Annotated in this window: 15 protein-coding genes; 4 read left to right on the top strand and 11 right to left on the bottom strand. The window is 30.3% G+C overall.

The features are described 5' to 3' along the window. Window positions 1-62: 62 nt before the first annotated feature. The 7 genes from ATE90_RS00355 to ATE90_RS00325 form a co-directional block, all read right to left on the bottom strand. Window positions 63-2,261, bottom strand: a complete 2,199-nt coding sequence (locus ATE90_RS00355; protein ID WP_036782519.1) for a patatin-like phospholipase family protein — start codon at window positions 2,259-2,261, stop codon at window positions 63-65. Beyond that, a complete protein-coding gene (gene uvrC, locus ATE90_RS00350) occupies window positions 2,258-4,054 on the bottom strand; it encodes an excinuclease ABC subunit UvrC (RefSeq protein WP_036782516.1) in 1,797 nt (598 codons plus the stop codon). The genes ATE90_RS00355 and uvrC overlap by 4 nt, the downstream gene beginning before the upstream one ends. A 316-nt stretch (window positions 4,055-4,370) precedes the next feature. Next, on the bottom strand, window positions 4,371-5,009 hold the full coding sequence (locus tag ATE90_RS00345) for a lipoprotein signal peptidase (RefSeq protein WP_036782513.1): 639 nt from the start codon (window positions 5,007-5,009) through the stop codon (window positions 4,371-4,373). 43 nt (window positions 5,010-5,052) lie between these two features. After that, complete coding sequence (locus ATE90_RS00340; protein WP_036782510.1) at window positions 5,053-5,697, bottom strand: hypothetical protein; 645 nt, start codon at window positions 5,695-5,697, stop codon at window positions 5,053-5,055. Window positions 5,698-5,754: 57 nt separating this feature from the next. Beyond that, window positions 5,755-6,132, bottom strand: a complete 378-nt coding sequence (locus ATE90_RS00335) for a TraR/DksA family transcriptional regulator (protein ID WP_036782507.1) — start codon at window positions 6,130-6,132, stop codon at window positions 5,755-5,757. Window positions 6,133-6,137: 5 nt separating this feature from the next. Next, complete coding sequence (gene ileS / locus ATE90_RS00330) at window positions 6,138-9,545, bottom strand: isoleucine--tRNA ligase (protein ID WP_036782504.1); 3,408 nt, start codon at window positions 9,543-9,545, stop codon at window positions 6,138-6,140. 80 nt (window positions 9,546-9,625) lie between these two features. Continuing rightward, the gene (locus tag ATE90_RS00325; protein ID WP_036782501.1) at window positions 9,626-10,384 is read right to left on the bottom strand and encodes a TerB family tellurite resistance protein; all 759 of its coding nucleotides are present in this window, start codon (window positions 10,382-10,384) and stop codon (window positions 9,626-9,628) included. A gap of 161 nt (window positions 10,385-10,545) precedes the next feature. On the opposite strand from ATE90_RS00325, the gene ATE90_RS00320 reads away from it, so the two are divergent. From ATE90_RS00320 to ATE90_RS00310, 3 genes are all read left to right on the top strand, one after another. Next, window positions 10,546-10,956 (top strand): BrxA/BrxB family bacilliredoxin, encoded by a 411-nt coding sequence (locus ATE90_RS00320; RefSeq protein ID WP_036782498.1) that lies wholly within the window; start codon window positions 10,546-10,548, stop codon window positions 10,954-10,956. A gap of 89 nt (window positions 10,957-11,045) precedes the next feature. Then, window positions 11,046-11,285, top strand: a complete 240-nt coding sequence (locus ATE90_RS00315) for a hypothetical protein (protein ID WP_036782495.1) — start codon at window positions 11,046-11,048, stop codon at window positions 11,283-11,285. A gap of 1 nt (window position 11,286) precedes the next feature. Next, on the top strand, window positions 11,287-11,946 hold the full coding sequence (locus tag ATE90_RS00310) for an HD domain-containing protein (RefSeq protein WP_036787936.1): 660 nt from the start codon (window positions 11,287-11,289) through the stop codon (window positions 11,944-11,946). A 2-nt stretch (window positions 11,947-11,948) separates the two neighbouring features. Here ATE90_RS00310 and ATE90_RS00305 read toward each other — a convergent pair whose 3' ends face one another. Both ATE90_RS00305 and ATE90_RS00300 read right to left on the bottom strand, forming a co-directional pair. Further along, on the bottom strand, window positions 11,949-12,134 hold the full coding sequence (locus ATE90_RS00305; protein ID WP_036782492.1) for a hypothetical protein: 186 nt from the start codon (window positions 12,132-12,134) through the stop codon (window positions 11,949-11,951). A gap of 3 nt (window positions 12,135-12,137) precedes the next feature. Further along, window positions 12,138-13,010: a helix-turn-helix domain-containing protein gene (locus tag ATE90_RS00300; RefSeq protein ID WP_101450559.1), complete on the bottom strand. Its 873-nt coding sequence runs from the start codon at window positions 13,008-13,010 to the stop codon at window positions 12,138-12,140. A 314-nt stretch (window positions 13,011-13,324) separates the two neighbouring features. Between ATE90_RS00300 and ATE90_RS00295 the strand changes: the two genes are divergently transcribed. Then, window positions 13,325-13,906: a hypothetical protein gene (locus ATE90_RS00295; protein ID WP_052107468.1), complete on the top strand. Its 582-nt coding sequence runs from the start codon at window positions 13,325-13,327 to the stop codon at window positions 13,904-13,906. A gap of 76 nt (window positions 13,907-13,982) precedes the next feature. Here the strand turns inward: ATE90_RS00295 and ATE90_RS00290 are convergent, their stop codons facing one another. Then, entirely contained in the window at window positions 13,983-14,765 is a 783-nt protein-coding gene (locus ATE90_RS00290; protein ID WP_036782487.1) for an enoyl-CoA hydratase/isomerase family protein, read from the bottom strand. A gap of 27 nt (window positions 14,766-14,792) precedes the next feature. After that, window positions 14,793-16,202, bottom strand: a complete 1,410-nt coding sequence (locus tag ATE90_RS00285) for a sensor histidine kinase (protein ID WP_101450557.1) — start codon at window positions 16,200-16,202, stop codon at window positions 14,793-14,795. Window positions 16,203-16,218 lie beyond the last annotated feature (16 nt).

The raw sequence follows: 16,218 nt of genomic DNA, 5'->3' as shown, positions 1-16,218 counted from the left end.
TGTAAAAACAAAAAACCATGAATTAGCTTTCATGGTTTTTTGTTTTTACAATTATATTTTATCTAAAACCAAAATCCTAAATTAAACAACAAGTAATTTTTATTTGTGTCTGGAGACCAACTATATTTAATCTCGACTGGGCCAATTAAACTATTATAACTGTAACCAAAAGCGTAGCCAGATTTAATGTCTGTAAAATCATCCATGTTTTTAAAAACATTGCTGTCTAAACGGCCATAATTGGCAATAAAAGTTACGTAATTATTGTCTGAAAGAGCATATTTGAAGCTTAATTCTGATTTAAAAAAAGAAGTCTCAGATAATTCTGCAAAATCATAACCATAAAAAGATATAAAAGTGTTTATGTAATTTTTGTTGTAACCACCTAAATAAAAATCAAAGACATCTGATGGTGTTTTGTTTAATGTAAAACCGGCTTCATTTGTTACTTGAAATGTAAGTTTATCTCCAAAACTTGTTGCAAAACCTAAAGTTCCTTTTCCTTGTAAAAAGGGTGTAAACTCTTCATTAGATCCTGACGATGCTCCGTACCACTTTGCATTTAAGTCTGCATGATATCCTTTTGTAGGAAAAATCTTATCATCATAAGTGTCTAACTTTAAATATCCAAAAGCGTTAAAATAATTACTATTATCAAAAATAGTTGCCTCATTGTTCGATGTGTATGTTTCTGTAGTTGCTTTTATATGCTTATGTTCCAATCCAAAACCCAAAGCAAACTTTCTATCGAAAGTAGTTTGCACAAAAAACTGATTTGTATTGTCTTTATATTCTAAGTTAATATTACCGACATTCGGAACCGCAGAAACTATGGAGTTAAATTTAGAATTTGCTCTAAAATGATTATACCTAGATCTTATACCGTAACTTAAATAAAAGCCATTGTCTACAAAATAATTTAGATTATATCTTAAATTATCTCCCAAAATCAAGTCTAAAGAAAATAAATCATTATTTACTAATAAATGCTTTTGACTGTAGTTCGCCAAAATTCCAGATTTATATAAAGCATCATAATGAATCCCTAACTTTAGATTCGCATTTTCTTTAGATTCTATTAAAAAAAAGTTTAGTTTATAAGAATTATCTTCCTTTTTAATAAAATTATACCGTATTCTATCATAATTTTTTGTTGCAGATAGCAAATAAATTCTTTTCGTAATTTCCTTTCTAGAAACGCTATCCCCTGCTCTAATTTTTAATTTACCTAAAACAAACGCTCTCGTATAATTTTTAAAACCCTTAACATCAATTTCGGAAACAAAATGTTTTTTATTAACGAGTTCTATCTTTTTCCTCTTCTTTTTTTGCTTTTGTTTTACCCCTATTGCTTTAAAAACGGTAGTAAATTTTGCTGCTTCTTCTATTCCATATTGCAGAATTTCTACTTTTTTATCAAAATCTACTACCTTATACTTAGACACTTTTGGATGAATATAAACATCTAACCTTTCTTTTTCCCTTTTGGTTACATCGTACATTTTATAACTACTAATCTGACTCATAATAGAAATAACAGAGTTGAGTTCTTCCTTTTGATACAGTTTTCCTTCTACATCCACACCAATAACAATATCTATTCCTTTAGATTTCATTAAACTAACCGGAAAATTATTTGCAATTCCTCCATCAACCAATAATTTATTATCTAAAACAACCGGATTTAATAACGTTGGGAAAGAGCCACTTGCTCTTAAAGCCAATGGTAAAGAACCTTTTTCTAATAACACAAGAGCCCCGGTTTCAACATTTGTTGCAATACAAAAAAAAGGTGTTGGAAGCTTGCTAAAATCGTCAATCCCTTCTATAGGCTCTAACAATTCTAATAAAAAATTTAAAATATTCTGACCTTTAGAAACTGCCTTTGGCAAAGCAATAGTGCCATTTATAACTGGAAGTGTAATTGCTGTTTTCTCACCAAATTCTTTTTCGAAAAATGTTTCTGAATTTCTTGGCAACTCATCCCTTAACATGGAGATAAAGTCTGTCTCTAAGGCTATCTTCTCTATTTGTTCTCCTGAATATCCTGCAGCATACAACCCTCCAATAATTGCACCCATACTGGTGCCTCCAATATAATCAATATGAACGCCTGCCTTGTCAATCTCCTTTAAAACGCCTATATGTGCAAAGCCCTTTGCGCCTCCTCCGCTTAAAACTAAACCCACTTTTGGTTGTTTTTCTTGACTATAGCAAACTGCTGAAATCAATAAAAAAAAGATCACTAAAAATTTTTTCATTTTTTTAAAGGATGGAAATATTCATATACCTTTATCGCCCTTACGTTTCCTATTACTTCTATCAACTCTTCTTTCGAAGCTTCTTTAACACGTTTCGCCGACTTAAATTTACGCAATAAAGTTGTAATAGTTTGGGTACCTATATCAGGGATTTGCTCTAACTCAGATTTTATGGCACTTTTACTACGTTTATTTCTATGAAAAGTAATACCAAATCTATGTGCTTCGTTTCTTAAATACTGTGTAATTTTTAACGTTTCAGATTTTTTATCCAGATATAAAGGAATAGGATCATCAGGGTAATAAATTTCTTCCAACCGTTTTGCAATTCCAATAATAGCAATTTTTCCTCGCAAACCTAAAATATCTAGACTTTTTAAGCCCGATGATAACTGTCCTTTTCCTCCATCAACAATAATTAATTGAGGTAATGATGCTCCTTCAGCTAATAAGCGTTTGTATCTTCTATACACCACTTCTTCCATAGATGCAAAATCATCTGGCCCCTCTACTGTTTTTATATTGTAATGTCTGTATTCCTTTTTACTAGGTTTTCCATCTCTAAAAACAACACAAGCAGCCACAGGATGTGTGCCTTGAATATTCGAATTATCAAAACATTCTATATGCCTTGGCTCTTCAGAAAGGCGTAAATCTTTTTTCATCTGCGCCATTATTCTTTTCACATGTCTGTCTGGATCAACAATTTTTATTTGTTTAAATTGCTCCTGTCTATAATATTTAGCATTTCGCTCAGAAAGTTCTACAATGCGTTTTTTATCACCTAATTTAGGAATAGTTACTTTTACACTTTCACCCAAATTAACTTTAAAGGGTACATAAATTTCTGGCGCCTGCGAGTTGAATCGTTGCCTTATTTCTACAATAAACAGTTCCAATAATTCTGTATCTGTTTCATCTAATTTTTTCTTGATTTCTGTTGTGTGTGATTGAATAATTGATCCATTTGAAATCTTTAGAAAATTTGCATAACCATGAGTATCATCAGAAATAATAGAAAACACATCAACATTATTTATTGATGGATTTATAATGGTGCTTTTTGACTGATAGTTACTTAATAAATTCAGTTTTTCCTTAATTTTCTGGGCTTCTTCAAACTCCATTTTCTCAGCAAAACTGATCATCATTTCTTGAAATTTTTCTAAACTTTCTTTAAAATTTCCTTTGATGATGTTCCTTATTTCTTTGATAGAATCATTATAATTTGCCTCGGTTTCTAGCGCCTCACAAGCACCTTTACAATTTTTTAAATGATATTCTAAACAAACTTTGTATTTACCCTCATTAATACTTTTGTGGCTTAAATCATAATTACAAGTCCTCAGTGAATACAAATCTTTTATCAAATCTAACAGCACTCTTACGGTTCTTACAGAAGTATAAGGACCAAAATATTCTGAACCATCTTTGATAACTCTTCTGGTTGCAAAAATCCTTGGAAAACGTTCTTTTTTGATACAAATCCAAGGGTAACTTTTATCGTCTTTTAAGAGAACATTGTAACGTGGTTTGTATTTTTTAATTAAATTATTTTCAAGTAAAAGTGCATCTGTTTCCGTATTTACAACAATATGTTTTATACCTACAATCTTTTTTACTAAAACTCTAGTTTTACCATTTTCATGGTTTTTATTGAAGTAAGAAGCAACTCTTTTTTTTAGGTTTTTAGCTTTACCAACATAAATAATTATATCATCTTTATCAAAATACTGATAAACTCCAGGTTCATTTGGTAAGGTTTTAACTTGAAGCTCTAAAGATACAGACATGCTCAAAAATAATGCTTTTAAAGAGATAAACTAGTCAATTCGCTAATTGAATTCAGCTAAAAAAAAGGAAGTTTGTATGTCTACCACTTGCCATCCATAAATAGTCGATAATTGATGAATTTTAGAAATCTCTTCGAGAAAACGAACTTTTGCTTATTTCTTTTAATGCTAAAATTTAGCAATGAAAAAACCAACTAAAAAACTAAAATACACCTTGAAATGCGTATTTAAAAAGAGGTTTATATTATACAATAGATTTAACTCAAGCTATTGAAAAATACTACAACCTTGTAAAGAATTTAAATAAATTCTAATTTTATTTCTTATGCTCCTCTGTAAATTCTTTCACATCCTTTTCTTCTTTTGGAAAAGCGTGTTTGCTAAAAATAAAAAGTAAAGCAACACCAATGGTTATATAAGAATCAGCTGGATTAAAAATATACTGAAAAAAAGTAAATAGATCTCCTCCTACAAAAGGAATCCAATCTGGCAGATTTCCTGTCCAAATAGGAAAATAGAACATATCTACTACTTTTCCATAGAAAAGATTTCCATAAGGTTCATCAGCAAAAAGAGTTGCTACTTTATAGTCAGAATCGTCAAAAATAACTCCGTAAAAAACAGAATCTATAATGTTACCGACTGCACCAGAAAAAATAAGTGAAATACCAACAATAACGGCATTATGAACCTTTCGTTTTATATTACCCATTAGCCAGAATATAATTGCAGAAACTGCAACTAATCTAAATAGGGTTAAAAAAAGTTTTCCAGTTTTTCCACCAAATTCAAAACCCATTGCCATTCCATTATTTTCTACAAAATGAATTTTAAACCAATCAAAAATCAAAACTTCTTCTCCCAAAATAAAGTTTGTTTTTATATAGATTTTTAGTACTTGATCTAAAATTATTGTAAATAATACAGTAAGAATTGCCAGGTTCTTTTTGGACATTTTTTTTGAATTTGTGTTCACAAAAATAACAATATTATTGTGTTTATTTAGTAGTTAAGAAAATATTAGCTTTTATTGTTGTTATAGAAAATTCTTTTTGATTTTTTTCTAATTTCTTTTGATAGGTTTTTTCATGAAAGCGCTCATCAATTTTTATTTTACCAACCTTAGAAATAATATTAATATTTGAATTTTCAAGAACCCCATAGATACTTCCTTCATACAATTTTATTGATGTATTTGCTTTAACCTGATTTAGTTTTACAATTCCTTTTTCAATAAAAATGGATAAATCCCCTAAATAATCTCTCGATTCTATGTTAATACTCTCTCCAAAAATAGTTACCCTTTTCCCTTTCGGAATTTTTACAATTACAGAAGCTCTGTGCAATCTTTCAGTAATAAATTTTCTAAAAACAGTTTCTTCTTTTTGTATTTTATGCATTTTAAATTCAACTTGTAAAAAATCATTCTTAACGTCGAAAAGAATATGCTGTTCATGAGGATTTTCTGCAAACAAGGTGATTTCTATAAAACCTGAAGTTGAGTTTTCTAATACAAAATCGTCTAAACCAATTGTTGAAATTTCTATTTCACTACATTGGGTTTCAATTTTTTTTATGACTTTTTTTTGCGATAAAACCGCAGATGAAAATACTAAAAATAAAATGATCAAATTATTTTTCATTGAACAAAAAAAGCTTCTTTACAGAAGCTTTTAGAATATTATAATATCATAAAACTATTATTGTTTACGTTTCGCCTCTATACTTAATGTAGCATGAGGTACTAATCTTAAACGTTCTTTTTGAATTAACTTACCTGTAACTCTGCAAACACCATAAGTACCATTTTCAATTCGTAACAAAGCGTTATTTAAGTCTCTAATAAACTTTTCTTGTCTAATTGCTAACTGCACATTTGCTTCTTTGTTCATTACTTCAGAGCCTTCGTCAAAAGATTTAAACGATGGAGACGTATCGTCTGTTCCATTGTCTGCGTCATTCTTATATGCTGCTTTTAACAAAGCTAAATCTTCTTGGGATCTTGCTATCTTTTTCTGAATTATTACCTTAAACTCTTCCAAGTCCTCTTGCGAATATTTTAGTTTCACGTCTGACATAAACCTTACATTTTTTCGATTAATATTTTACTTTTAATGGTATCAAATTCAATTTCTGTACCGTTATTTAATTCATCCACAAAAACCAGTTCTTTAGTTAATGTTTCACTCATTATATACGCTTTATTTTCTGTGATAGATTTTTGAAGGTTTTCAAAATTTAGCACAGTTAATTTAATTGTATCCGTTACTTCTAAACCTGAGTCTTTACGTGCATTTTGGATTCTATTTACTAATTCTCTAGCAATACCTTCTTTACGCAAATCTTCCGTTATCGTTACATCTAAAGCGACGGTTAACAAACCTTCATTTGCAACTAACCAACCTTCTATGTCTTTAGATGATATCTCTACATCTGAGAGTTCTAAAATAATATTTTTTCCATTAATATCAAGAATAATATTTTTATCTTTTTCAATTTTGTTAATATCTTCTTGACTGAATTTTTGAACTTCGACAGCTATTAAACGCATATCTTTTCCAAACTTTGGCCCTAATGTTTTAAAATTCGGTTTAATTTGTTTGATTAAAATATCTGAAGCATCGTCTAAAATCTGAATTTCTTTAATATTTACTTCATGCTTAATTAAGTCTGCAACTGCTAAAATTTCTTCCTTTTGTTGAGGGTTATCAACAGGTATCATGATTTTTTGCAATGGCTGACGCACTTTAATTTTCTCTTTAGCTCTTAACGATAATACTAACGAAGATATTGTTTGTGCATTACCCATTTTACGCTGCAAAGAGGCATCAATAAAGCTAGCATCCGAAACTGGAAAATCTGATAAATGAATACTTTCTGATATTTCTTTACCCGAAACAGAATTTAAATCTTGATACAATTTATCCATAAAAAACGGTGCAATTGGCGCACCTAATTTCGCAATTGTATTCATACAAGTATACAATGTTTGATATGCAGAAATTTTATCCGTTTGATAATCTCCTTTCCAAAAACGCCTTCTACTTAAACGTACATACCAATTACTTAAATAATCTTGTGTAAAATCTGATATTGCTCTCGCAGCTCTAGTTGGTTCATATTCCGCATAAAATTTATCAACTTTATTGATTAAAGTATGTAGCTCAGATAAAATCCATCGATCTATTTCTGGTCTTTTTTCTAAAGGAATATCTGCTTCTTTGTAGCAAAAACCATCAATATTTGTATATAAGGTGAAGAAAGAATAGGTGTTATATAAAGTTCCGAAAAACTTACGTTTTACCTCTTCAATTCCGTCTAAGTCAAATTTTAAATTATCCCAAGGATTTGCATTTGAAATCATATACCAACGAGTTGCATCTGGACCATACGTTGATAGCGTTGTAAAAGGGTCTGTTGCATTTCCTAAACGCTTAGACATTTTATGACCTTTTTTGTCGAGAACTAAACCATTAGAAACTACGTTTTTATAAGCAACGGAATCAAAAACCATTGTAGAAATTGCATGTAACGTATAAAACCAACCTCTAGTTTGGTCTACTCCTTCTGCAATAAAATCTGCTGGAAAAGATTCATTTCCATCAATTTTTTCTTTATTCTCAAACGGATAATGCCATTGCGCATAAGGCATAGAACCAGAGTCGAACCATACATCAATTAAATCGCTTTCGCGTTTCATTGGCTGTCCAGTGGCAGAAACCAACACAATTTCATCTACAATATTTTTATGTAAATCTATTTTCGCGTAATTTTCTTCTGAGTTATTATCAACTTCAAAATCTTCAAAAATATCCTTTGCTAAAACTCCAGCTGTAACAGCTTTTGCCATTTCTTGCTTTAATTCTTTTACAGAGCCAATACAAATTTCTTCTTTACCATCTTCTGTTCTCCAAATTGGTAAAGGAATACCCCAATATCTTGAACGAGATAAATTCCAGTCATTTGCATTCGCCAACCAATTTCCAAAACGTCCAGTTCCCGTAGATTCTGGCTTCCAGTTAATTGTTTTATTTAACTCATGCATTCTATCTTTTACATCCGTTACTTTAATAAACCAAGAATCTAACGGATAATATAATATTGGCTTATCTGTTCTCCAACAATTAGGATAACTGTGCTTATATTTTTCGACTTTAAAAGCTTTGTTTTCTATTTTTAATTTTATTGCCAGCTCAACATCAATAGATTTTTCTGGAGCTTCACCATCCTTATAATATTCATTCTTTACATATTTACCAGCAAATTCCCCCATCTCTGGTCTGAATTTTCCTTGTAAATCTACTAAGGGAACTAAATTATCATTCTCATCTTTCACCAACATTGGCGGAATTTCTGGTGTTGCTTGTTTTGCAACGATAGCATCATCTGCTCCAAAAGTTGGTGCTGTATGCACAATTCCTGTTCCATCTTCTGTAGTTACAAAATCTCCTAAAATTACTCTAAATGCATCTTGAGGATTGTCATTTGGCAAACAGTAATCTAAAATTTGTTCGTATTTAATATTAACTAAATCTTTCCCAATAAATTCTTTAACAACATAAAAAGGAATTTTTTTATCCCCAGAATTGTAATTGTTTAATTCTTCTGAAGTTTCAACTTCAACATTATTTTTACCTCCAAATTGTTTGCTAACTAGTTTTTTCGCTAAAATTACTTTCGTAGGCTCAAAAGTATATTGATTAAAAGTATCTACTAAAACATATTCAATTTTTGGGCCTACAGTTAATGCCGTATTACTTGGTAATGTCCAAGGAGTTGTCGTCCATGCTAAAAAATAAATGGTTCCCTCGTTTTGTAAAAAGTCTGGGAGCGTGCTTTCTACAGCTTTAAATTGTGCAACAACAGTTGTATCAGTTACATCTTGGTAAGTACCTGGTTGATTTAATTCATGAGAACTTAAACCTGTCCCTGCTTTTGGAGAATATGGCTGAATGGTATACCCTTTGTAAATTAATTCTTTATTGTAAATCTGCTTTAATAACCACCAAACAGACTCCATATATTTCGGTTCGTAAGTAATATAAGGATCTTCCATATCTACCCAATACCCCATTTTCTGGGTTAAATCGTTCCAAATATCTGTGTAACGCATTACTGCTTCTCTACAAGCTGCATTATAATCTTCTACAGAAATTTTCGTGCCAATATCTTCCTTAGTAATTCCTAGCTCTTTCTCAACACCTAATTCTATTGGTAAACCATGCGTATCCCATCCAGCTTTTCGCTTTACTTGGTATCCTTTCATCGTCTTGTAACGCGGAAAAATATCTTTAATAGCTCTTGCTAAAACATGGTGAACACCAGGCAGACCGTTTGCCGAAGGTGGGCCTTCAAAAAATACAAATGGTGTTGCATTTTCTCTTGAAGATACACTCTTCTCGAAGATGTTGTTTTCTTGCCAATAATTAAGAATTTCTTCTGCAACTTTTGGTAAGTCAAGTCCTTTATATTCAGGAAATTTAGCTTTCATTTTCTGTCATTTCTAATAAGATTGCGAAATTAAGGATTTTCTTGAAAACAGCGGCTTTTAGACGCAAAAAAAAGGATTGATTACATTCCTCTTTCATTTTTTATTTTTTCATAAGCAGATTGTATGCTTTGAAACTTTTCATTTGCGCCCTTTAAATGCTCTTCTCCCAAACCTTGTAATTTATCTGGGTGGTATTTTTTTACCATTTTTCGATAAGCTTTTTTTACCTCATCATCAGTTGATGATTTTGTAATTTCCAAAATCTTATAAGAACTTTCTGAAGAATCATAAAACATAGCTTTAATCGACTCAAAATCTCTTGGATTAATGTATAAATAACCTGCTATTTTTCTAATATCTTCTACTTCTGATAAAGAAACAAAATCATCTGCTTTTGCAATACCAAATAAAAAGTGCACTAATTGTAAACGAGAAGCATGAGGCATGTGTTCTCGAACTTGAATACAAACTTGCCTTGCCGAAACTTCTTTTTTTATAATCCCGTTAAAAAGTTTAAAAGCACTATTTGCCCTTTCTTTTCCATACATACTAACAAATTGACTTCTAACAAAGTTCAATTCTCTTTGGTCTATTTTTCCATCTGATTTTATAACAATTGATGCCAACACTAGAAGACTCATCTCAAAATCTCCAGATTGAGTATCTGAGTTCATGCCCCCTTTACTAACTCTGCGTTGATACTCTTTTTGCGCTTCGGTTAAATCCTCTTCAGAAAACCCGTCAACAAAACTACCAATTGCAAAACCTATTGCAGCACCAATTGGACCTCCTAAACTAAAGCCTAAACCTGCACCTAACCATTTGGTAAAACTTCCCATATACTATTTTAATTTTGTCACAAATATAAGGAAACAACGTTATTTTTATGAAAAGATTATCATATCAATTCTATTTATAGATCTATTGAAATAAGCTTTGAATTACATCTTGAATTTTGATTGAATTATTCTTATATTTGTAGCTTAAATTTATGAATAATATGTATCCAGAAGAATTAGTAAAACCAATGCGTGATGAGTTAATTAACGCTGGTTTTGAAGCATTATATACAGGTGAAGATGTTGAAAACGCATTGTCTAAAGAAGGAACAACTTTAGTAATGGTAAACTCTGTTTGTGGCTGTGCTGCAGGTACTGCAAGACCAGGGGCAATTGCCTCTCTTGGAGCTGAAAAAACACCTACAAACTTAACCACTGTTTTTGCTGGTGTAGAAAAAGAATCTACTCAAAAAGCAAGAGAACATATGATTCCTTTCCCTCCTTCATCGCCTGCAATTGCCTTATTTAAGGATGGTAATTTAGTGCACATGTTAGAGCGTCATCATATTGAAGGTAGATCTGCGCAAATGATTGCTCAGAATTTAGCACAAGCTTACGAAGAGTTTTGTTAAAAGAACATTATAAATCCTTTCCAAAAGAAAGAACCTTAAAATCCATTCTATTTTGAATGGATTTTTTATTTTTATAAAAAATCCAAGATATGGCCTCGGTATTATCGACCCACACCAATAAAAAACTAAAAAAGAAATTAAAATCACAAAAAACTATTGCAATTATTCAAGCTATCGTTGTTGTTTTAATGATAGTTTTTTCCCTGTTTTCTCTTTTAGAAAAAGGTATTTCTTTTCAAACTTTTTTACCTTTATTCTTTGTCCCTATGTTTTTTGTAATGCTTTTTGAAGTTAAAAAAATTAAAAAGGAACTCGCCTCAAGAAAGTAATATGAATCAAAAAAAAGTAATTGAAAACACCATTAAATTTGTTAAAAAAGAATTAGAACATGCTGAAGGCGGCCATGATTGGTTTCATGTAGAGCGAGTTTTTAAAAACACGATTTTAATTTCTAAAGAAGAAAAGGTAGATGTTTTTGTCATTTCATTAGCGGCCCTTTTACACGATATTGCGGACCCAAAATTCTATGATGGTGATGAAACTATTGGCCCTAAAAAAGCTAGTAAATTTCTCATAACTCAAAAAGTAAATACAAAAACGATTAATCATGTTATAAAAATCATACAGCACATTTCTTATAAGAATTCTTTGGAAAAGGATGTTGAAAAGTTCATGTCTAAAGAGCTGGAGGTAGTGCAAGACGCAGACCGATTGGACGCCATTGGGGCTATTGGAATTGCGCGTTGCTTTAATTATGGAGGCTTTAAAAATAGAGCACTTTACAATCCTGAAATTATACCAAATTTAAATATGAGTAAAGAAGAATACAAACAGTCAACTGCACCAACTATTAACCATTTTTATGAAAAACTATTATTATTAAAAGACAAAATGAATACCCTTTCTGGCAAGCGAATTGCTTCAGAAAGACATCAATTTATGGAAGAATATTTAAAACAGTTTTATAGCGAATGGAATGGAAAACTCTAATTTTAACTTTCTATTGCTACTTCTAATGCTGTAATTTTATATTCTAAAACAGCCAATTCTTCTCCGAATTCAACAATTTGTTCTACCGTTAAATCTTTGCTTGAATTCACAAAATCTCTCATTTCTTTACTTTTAAAAGTATAGTATTCTAATGCTTTTTCAATCTTGTTTTCTAATATAATTTCCATAATCTACTGAATTAAATCTTTCATTTCACTTCTATAAATAGAAGCACTTTTACCTGTAAACTCTTTAAATAACTTGTTAAAATGTGAAAAGTTATTAAAGCCACACTCAAAACTTATATTTGAAATACTCATATTACTCTCTGCTAATAATTTGGTAGCATGCACAACTCTATATTCATTAACTAATTTTGTAAACGTTTTTCCTGTAGATTTTTTAAAATACCTACAGAATGCTGGCACAGTCATACTTACAAGATTAGAAACCTCATCTAAAGTTATATGTTCCTTAAAGTTATCATTAATATGGCTATAAATGATTTCTATCTTGTTACTGTCTTGTCTTATAGCCTCGAAAGCAAAACCATTTGCATTTAATAATGTATAATCGTTTGTAGTTGCTAAATCATTTAAAATCTCTATAAAAGAAGTTATTCTATTTGCTCCTTCTAAATCTATTAATTTTTCAATTTTAGCGCCAATTCTTTGTTTAATTTCAATATTAAATCGTATTCCTTTTTTAGCACGTTCAAAAAGAGTAGCGATAGCTGCCATTTCTGGGATTTTAAAAAAATCTTTTCCTAAAAAATCTGGCAGAAACTGTATCAAAGTTTCAGAACCATTTGTTGTTAAACGATCTATATAACCAATATGCGGCAAATTAGAACCTATGAGCACTAATTGACTATTATTAAAATAACTTATATGATTCCCTATATGTCTTTTTCCTTTTCCTTTATTAACATATACCAATTCTATTTCTGGATGAAAATGCCAAAAGGGTGTATTTGTCTTTAAAAACTCTAAATGCTTTTTCACTAATAAAGAAGCACCAAAATTGGGGGTAATTTTTTCAAGTGTTGGTTTTTTCAGTATCATATTACAAAAATACAATACATAAAAGAGATTATCTGTATAAAATTATCAATTTTATATGCTTAATTAACTTTACATAAACTTAACATGAGATAATTTGTTAATTTAGAACATAAAATTACCAATTGTGTTGTTCTTATATGATAGTTCTTCCTATAACTTTGTAGTATAAAATTAAAATTATGTTAAACAAGGAAGGAATTTTATTTACAACAGTAATTGTGTTTTTTGCAATCCTTTATTTAGTTCAATTAATAACAATAGGTTTTTTTATAACACAAAGTCAAAAAAAGAAATAATTATTAAAATACAATATGATGAAAACAATAAAAACAAAAGTACTAGTAGTCGTTTTTTTACTAGGAACATTCGTAAACTTCGCAAACAGAGCAGATGTAAGCAACGTATTAAATACTAAAAACATTAAACTGGTATTTAATGAAGTGAAAAAAGGACATTTACTCACCATTAAAGATAAGGATGGAACAATTATTCGTTCCGAAACTGTTTCTAAACCGGGATTACTAGCTAAAGTGTTTGATTTATCCTCTTTGAGTGATGGTACTTACACTATTGAATTAAATAAAGATTTTGAAATTATTGTAAAAACTTTAGAAGTTAAAAACAGAACCGTAATTTTTAATGAAAATTCTAAAATAGTAATTTTTAAACCTGTCATTAGAAATGAAGAAAATATCCTAATGATATCTAAAATTGCTTTTGATAAAAAGCCTTCAAAAATTTCATTGTATTATAATGATGAAATTATTTACTCAGAAACTATTAAGAGTGAAATGATTTTAAACAGAGCATACAAATTAGATAAAGACGAAAAAGGTGACTATAAAGTTGTTATATATAATAATAAAAGAAGTTACGTTCACAACTTTAAAATTTAAGTACTAATTAATTTATACGTTAGAAATTTTAATTTAATTCCAAAACGAGCCAATTATGAATCGTTTTTTTATCATTCTAAGCTCCAGGAAAATTAGGCTTTCTCTTTTCCAAAAATGCAGTTGTTCCTTCTTTAAAATCTTCAGTACCAAAACAATTGCCAAACTCTTCGATTTCTGTATCAAAACCATTTGTACCATCTTCAAAATTAGCATTTACAGCTTTAATCGCTCCAGAAATTGCAACGGATGAATTTCGCATAATTTTACTAGCAATCTTTTCTGCTAAAGGCAATAATGTTTCTTGAGTTGTTACATGATTTACCAAACCACAGCTCAATGCATCTTCAGCCGAAATCATACCAGCAGTCATAATTAATTCCATTGCCTTTCCTTTACCCACTAATTGCGGTAAGCGCTGCGTGCCCCCATAACCAGGAATTACCCCCAAAGAAACTTCTGGCAATCCCATCTTTGCATTGTCCGACGCGATTCTAAAATGACAAGCCATTGCCAATTCTAAACCACCTCCTAGAGCAAAACCATTGACAGCAGCAATAACTGGTTTTGATAAACTTTCTATGAAATCGAACAACATCTCTTGCCCTTTTCTTGCCAAAGTTCCTCCTTCATTAACAGAAAAATGGGCGAATTCAGAAATATCTGCACCAGCTACAAAAGCTTTTTCTCCACTTCCTGTAAGTACAATTACTTTAATAGCTTCGTCATCTTCCAAAGCTTCAAAAGCATCACTTAACTCATGAATTGTTTCACTATTTAAAGCATTCAATTTTTCTGGCCTATTAATCGTTACTTTGGCTAAATTATTATTTTTCTCAACTAAGATATTATTGAATTTCATATCGTATCATTTAAAAACTAATTATTTTTATTCTTTTGGTAAAATTACGGTAAAAACAGTTCCTTTTCCTTCTTCTGATGTGAACGAAATAGTACCTTCATACGCTTCTATAATGTTTTTAATCATTGGCAAACCAAGCCCCATCCCACTTGATTTTGTCGTAAATTTTGGCTCAAAAATTAAATCTTTAACATTTTCAGCTATTCCTTTTCCATTATCAGAAACTGTTATTTTAATATGCTTTCCCTCTGATGAAACTGCAACATTAACAATAGGAGTTTCTGTCTTCTCTGCTGCCTGCATTACATTTTTAACCAAGTTCGTTACAATTCGAATCAATTGAGTTTTATCTAAATTAGCAAACAACTCTTTCTCTTTTGCTAAATAGTTAATAGAATCCTCGTTAAAAATATCTAAAGCTAATTTTACAACACTAATCACCTCAACTCTCTCTCTTTTTTGCGTTGGCATTTTAGCAAAATCTGAAAATGCAGAAGCAATAGAACTCATTACATCTATCTGCTGAATTAAAGTCTTACTATATTCTGCTAATTTTTCTTTAATTTTTTCATCCTCTGGATTGAATTTTCGTTCAAAACTTTGAACAGATAAACGCATAGGAGTTAATGGGTTTTTGATTTCATGCGCCACCTGTTTTGCCATTTCTCTCCATGCTTGCTCACGCTCACTTCTTGCCAACTTTACAGCACTTTCTTCAAGTTGATCAATCATACTATTATATGCCTCTACTAGAACTTCAATTTCTGAACTTGCTGCATTTAAAATAATTTTTTCATTACGTTCGTTTAAACGCGTTTGTTGCATTTTATCTGAAATAGTCTGTATGGATCTTGTAATATAACTTGATAAAAAATAAGCTAAAGAAATCGCTATTAAAAACATAAATAGATATACTAAACCTAATCTCGAAATAAATTCTCTTAACTCTTTTTGTATTTCAGAATTATCTTGAGTGAATTGAATTTCTAAAATTCCTATTCGCTCTAATTTAGAATCCTTTATAAAAGAATAAGACCTTTGGTATCCTATACCTTTTCTCTCTCTACTTTTTAAAATTTTATGATTATCGTTTTTTACTAATTCTGTAACAACTCCCTGAGAAATTTTTTTTGATTCAAACTCTTCAGAAATTCTTTTAATAGATGACTTTAAAAGATTACCGTTTAAATCATAAATAGCAATATCTAATTTATTGATCGAAGAGATTTCGTAGATCCGTTCTTGAAAAATTTTAACTAAATTTTCTGTTTTTAAAGGATACGTTGTTTTGTTCGTCAGTTCTAAATCTATGGTTTTAATTGTAGCTGCTTCTTTTCGCTCAAAACGCTGGATGTTATAATCTTTTGTTTGCTCGTCATATTGATACACCGTAACTCCTAAAATTAAAACAGATGCTAATAACACCAATATAATCATGGATAAAAATATGCGA

It is taken from the genome of Polaribacter sp. Hel1_33_96, from assembly GCF_002846595.1.
GTDB lineage: Bacteria > Bacteroidota > Bacteroidia > Flavobacteriales > Flavobacteriaceae > Polaribacter.
Note: the sequence above shows the minus strand (reverse complement) of the source record. Positions and strands in the feature narration are given on the sequence as shown.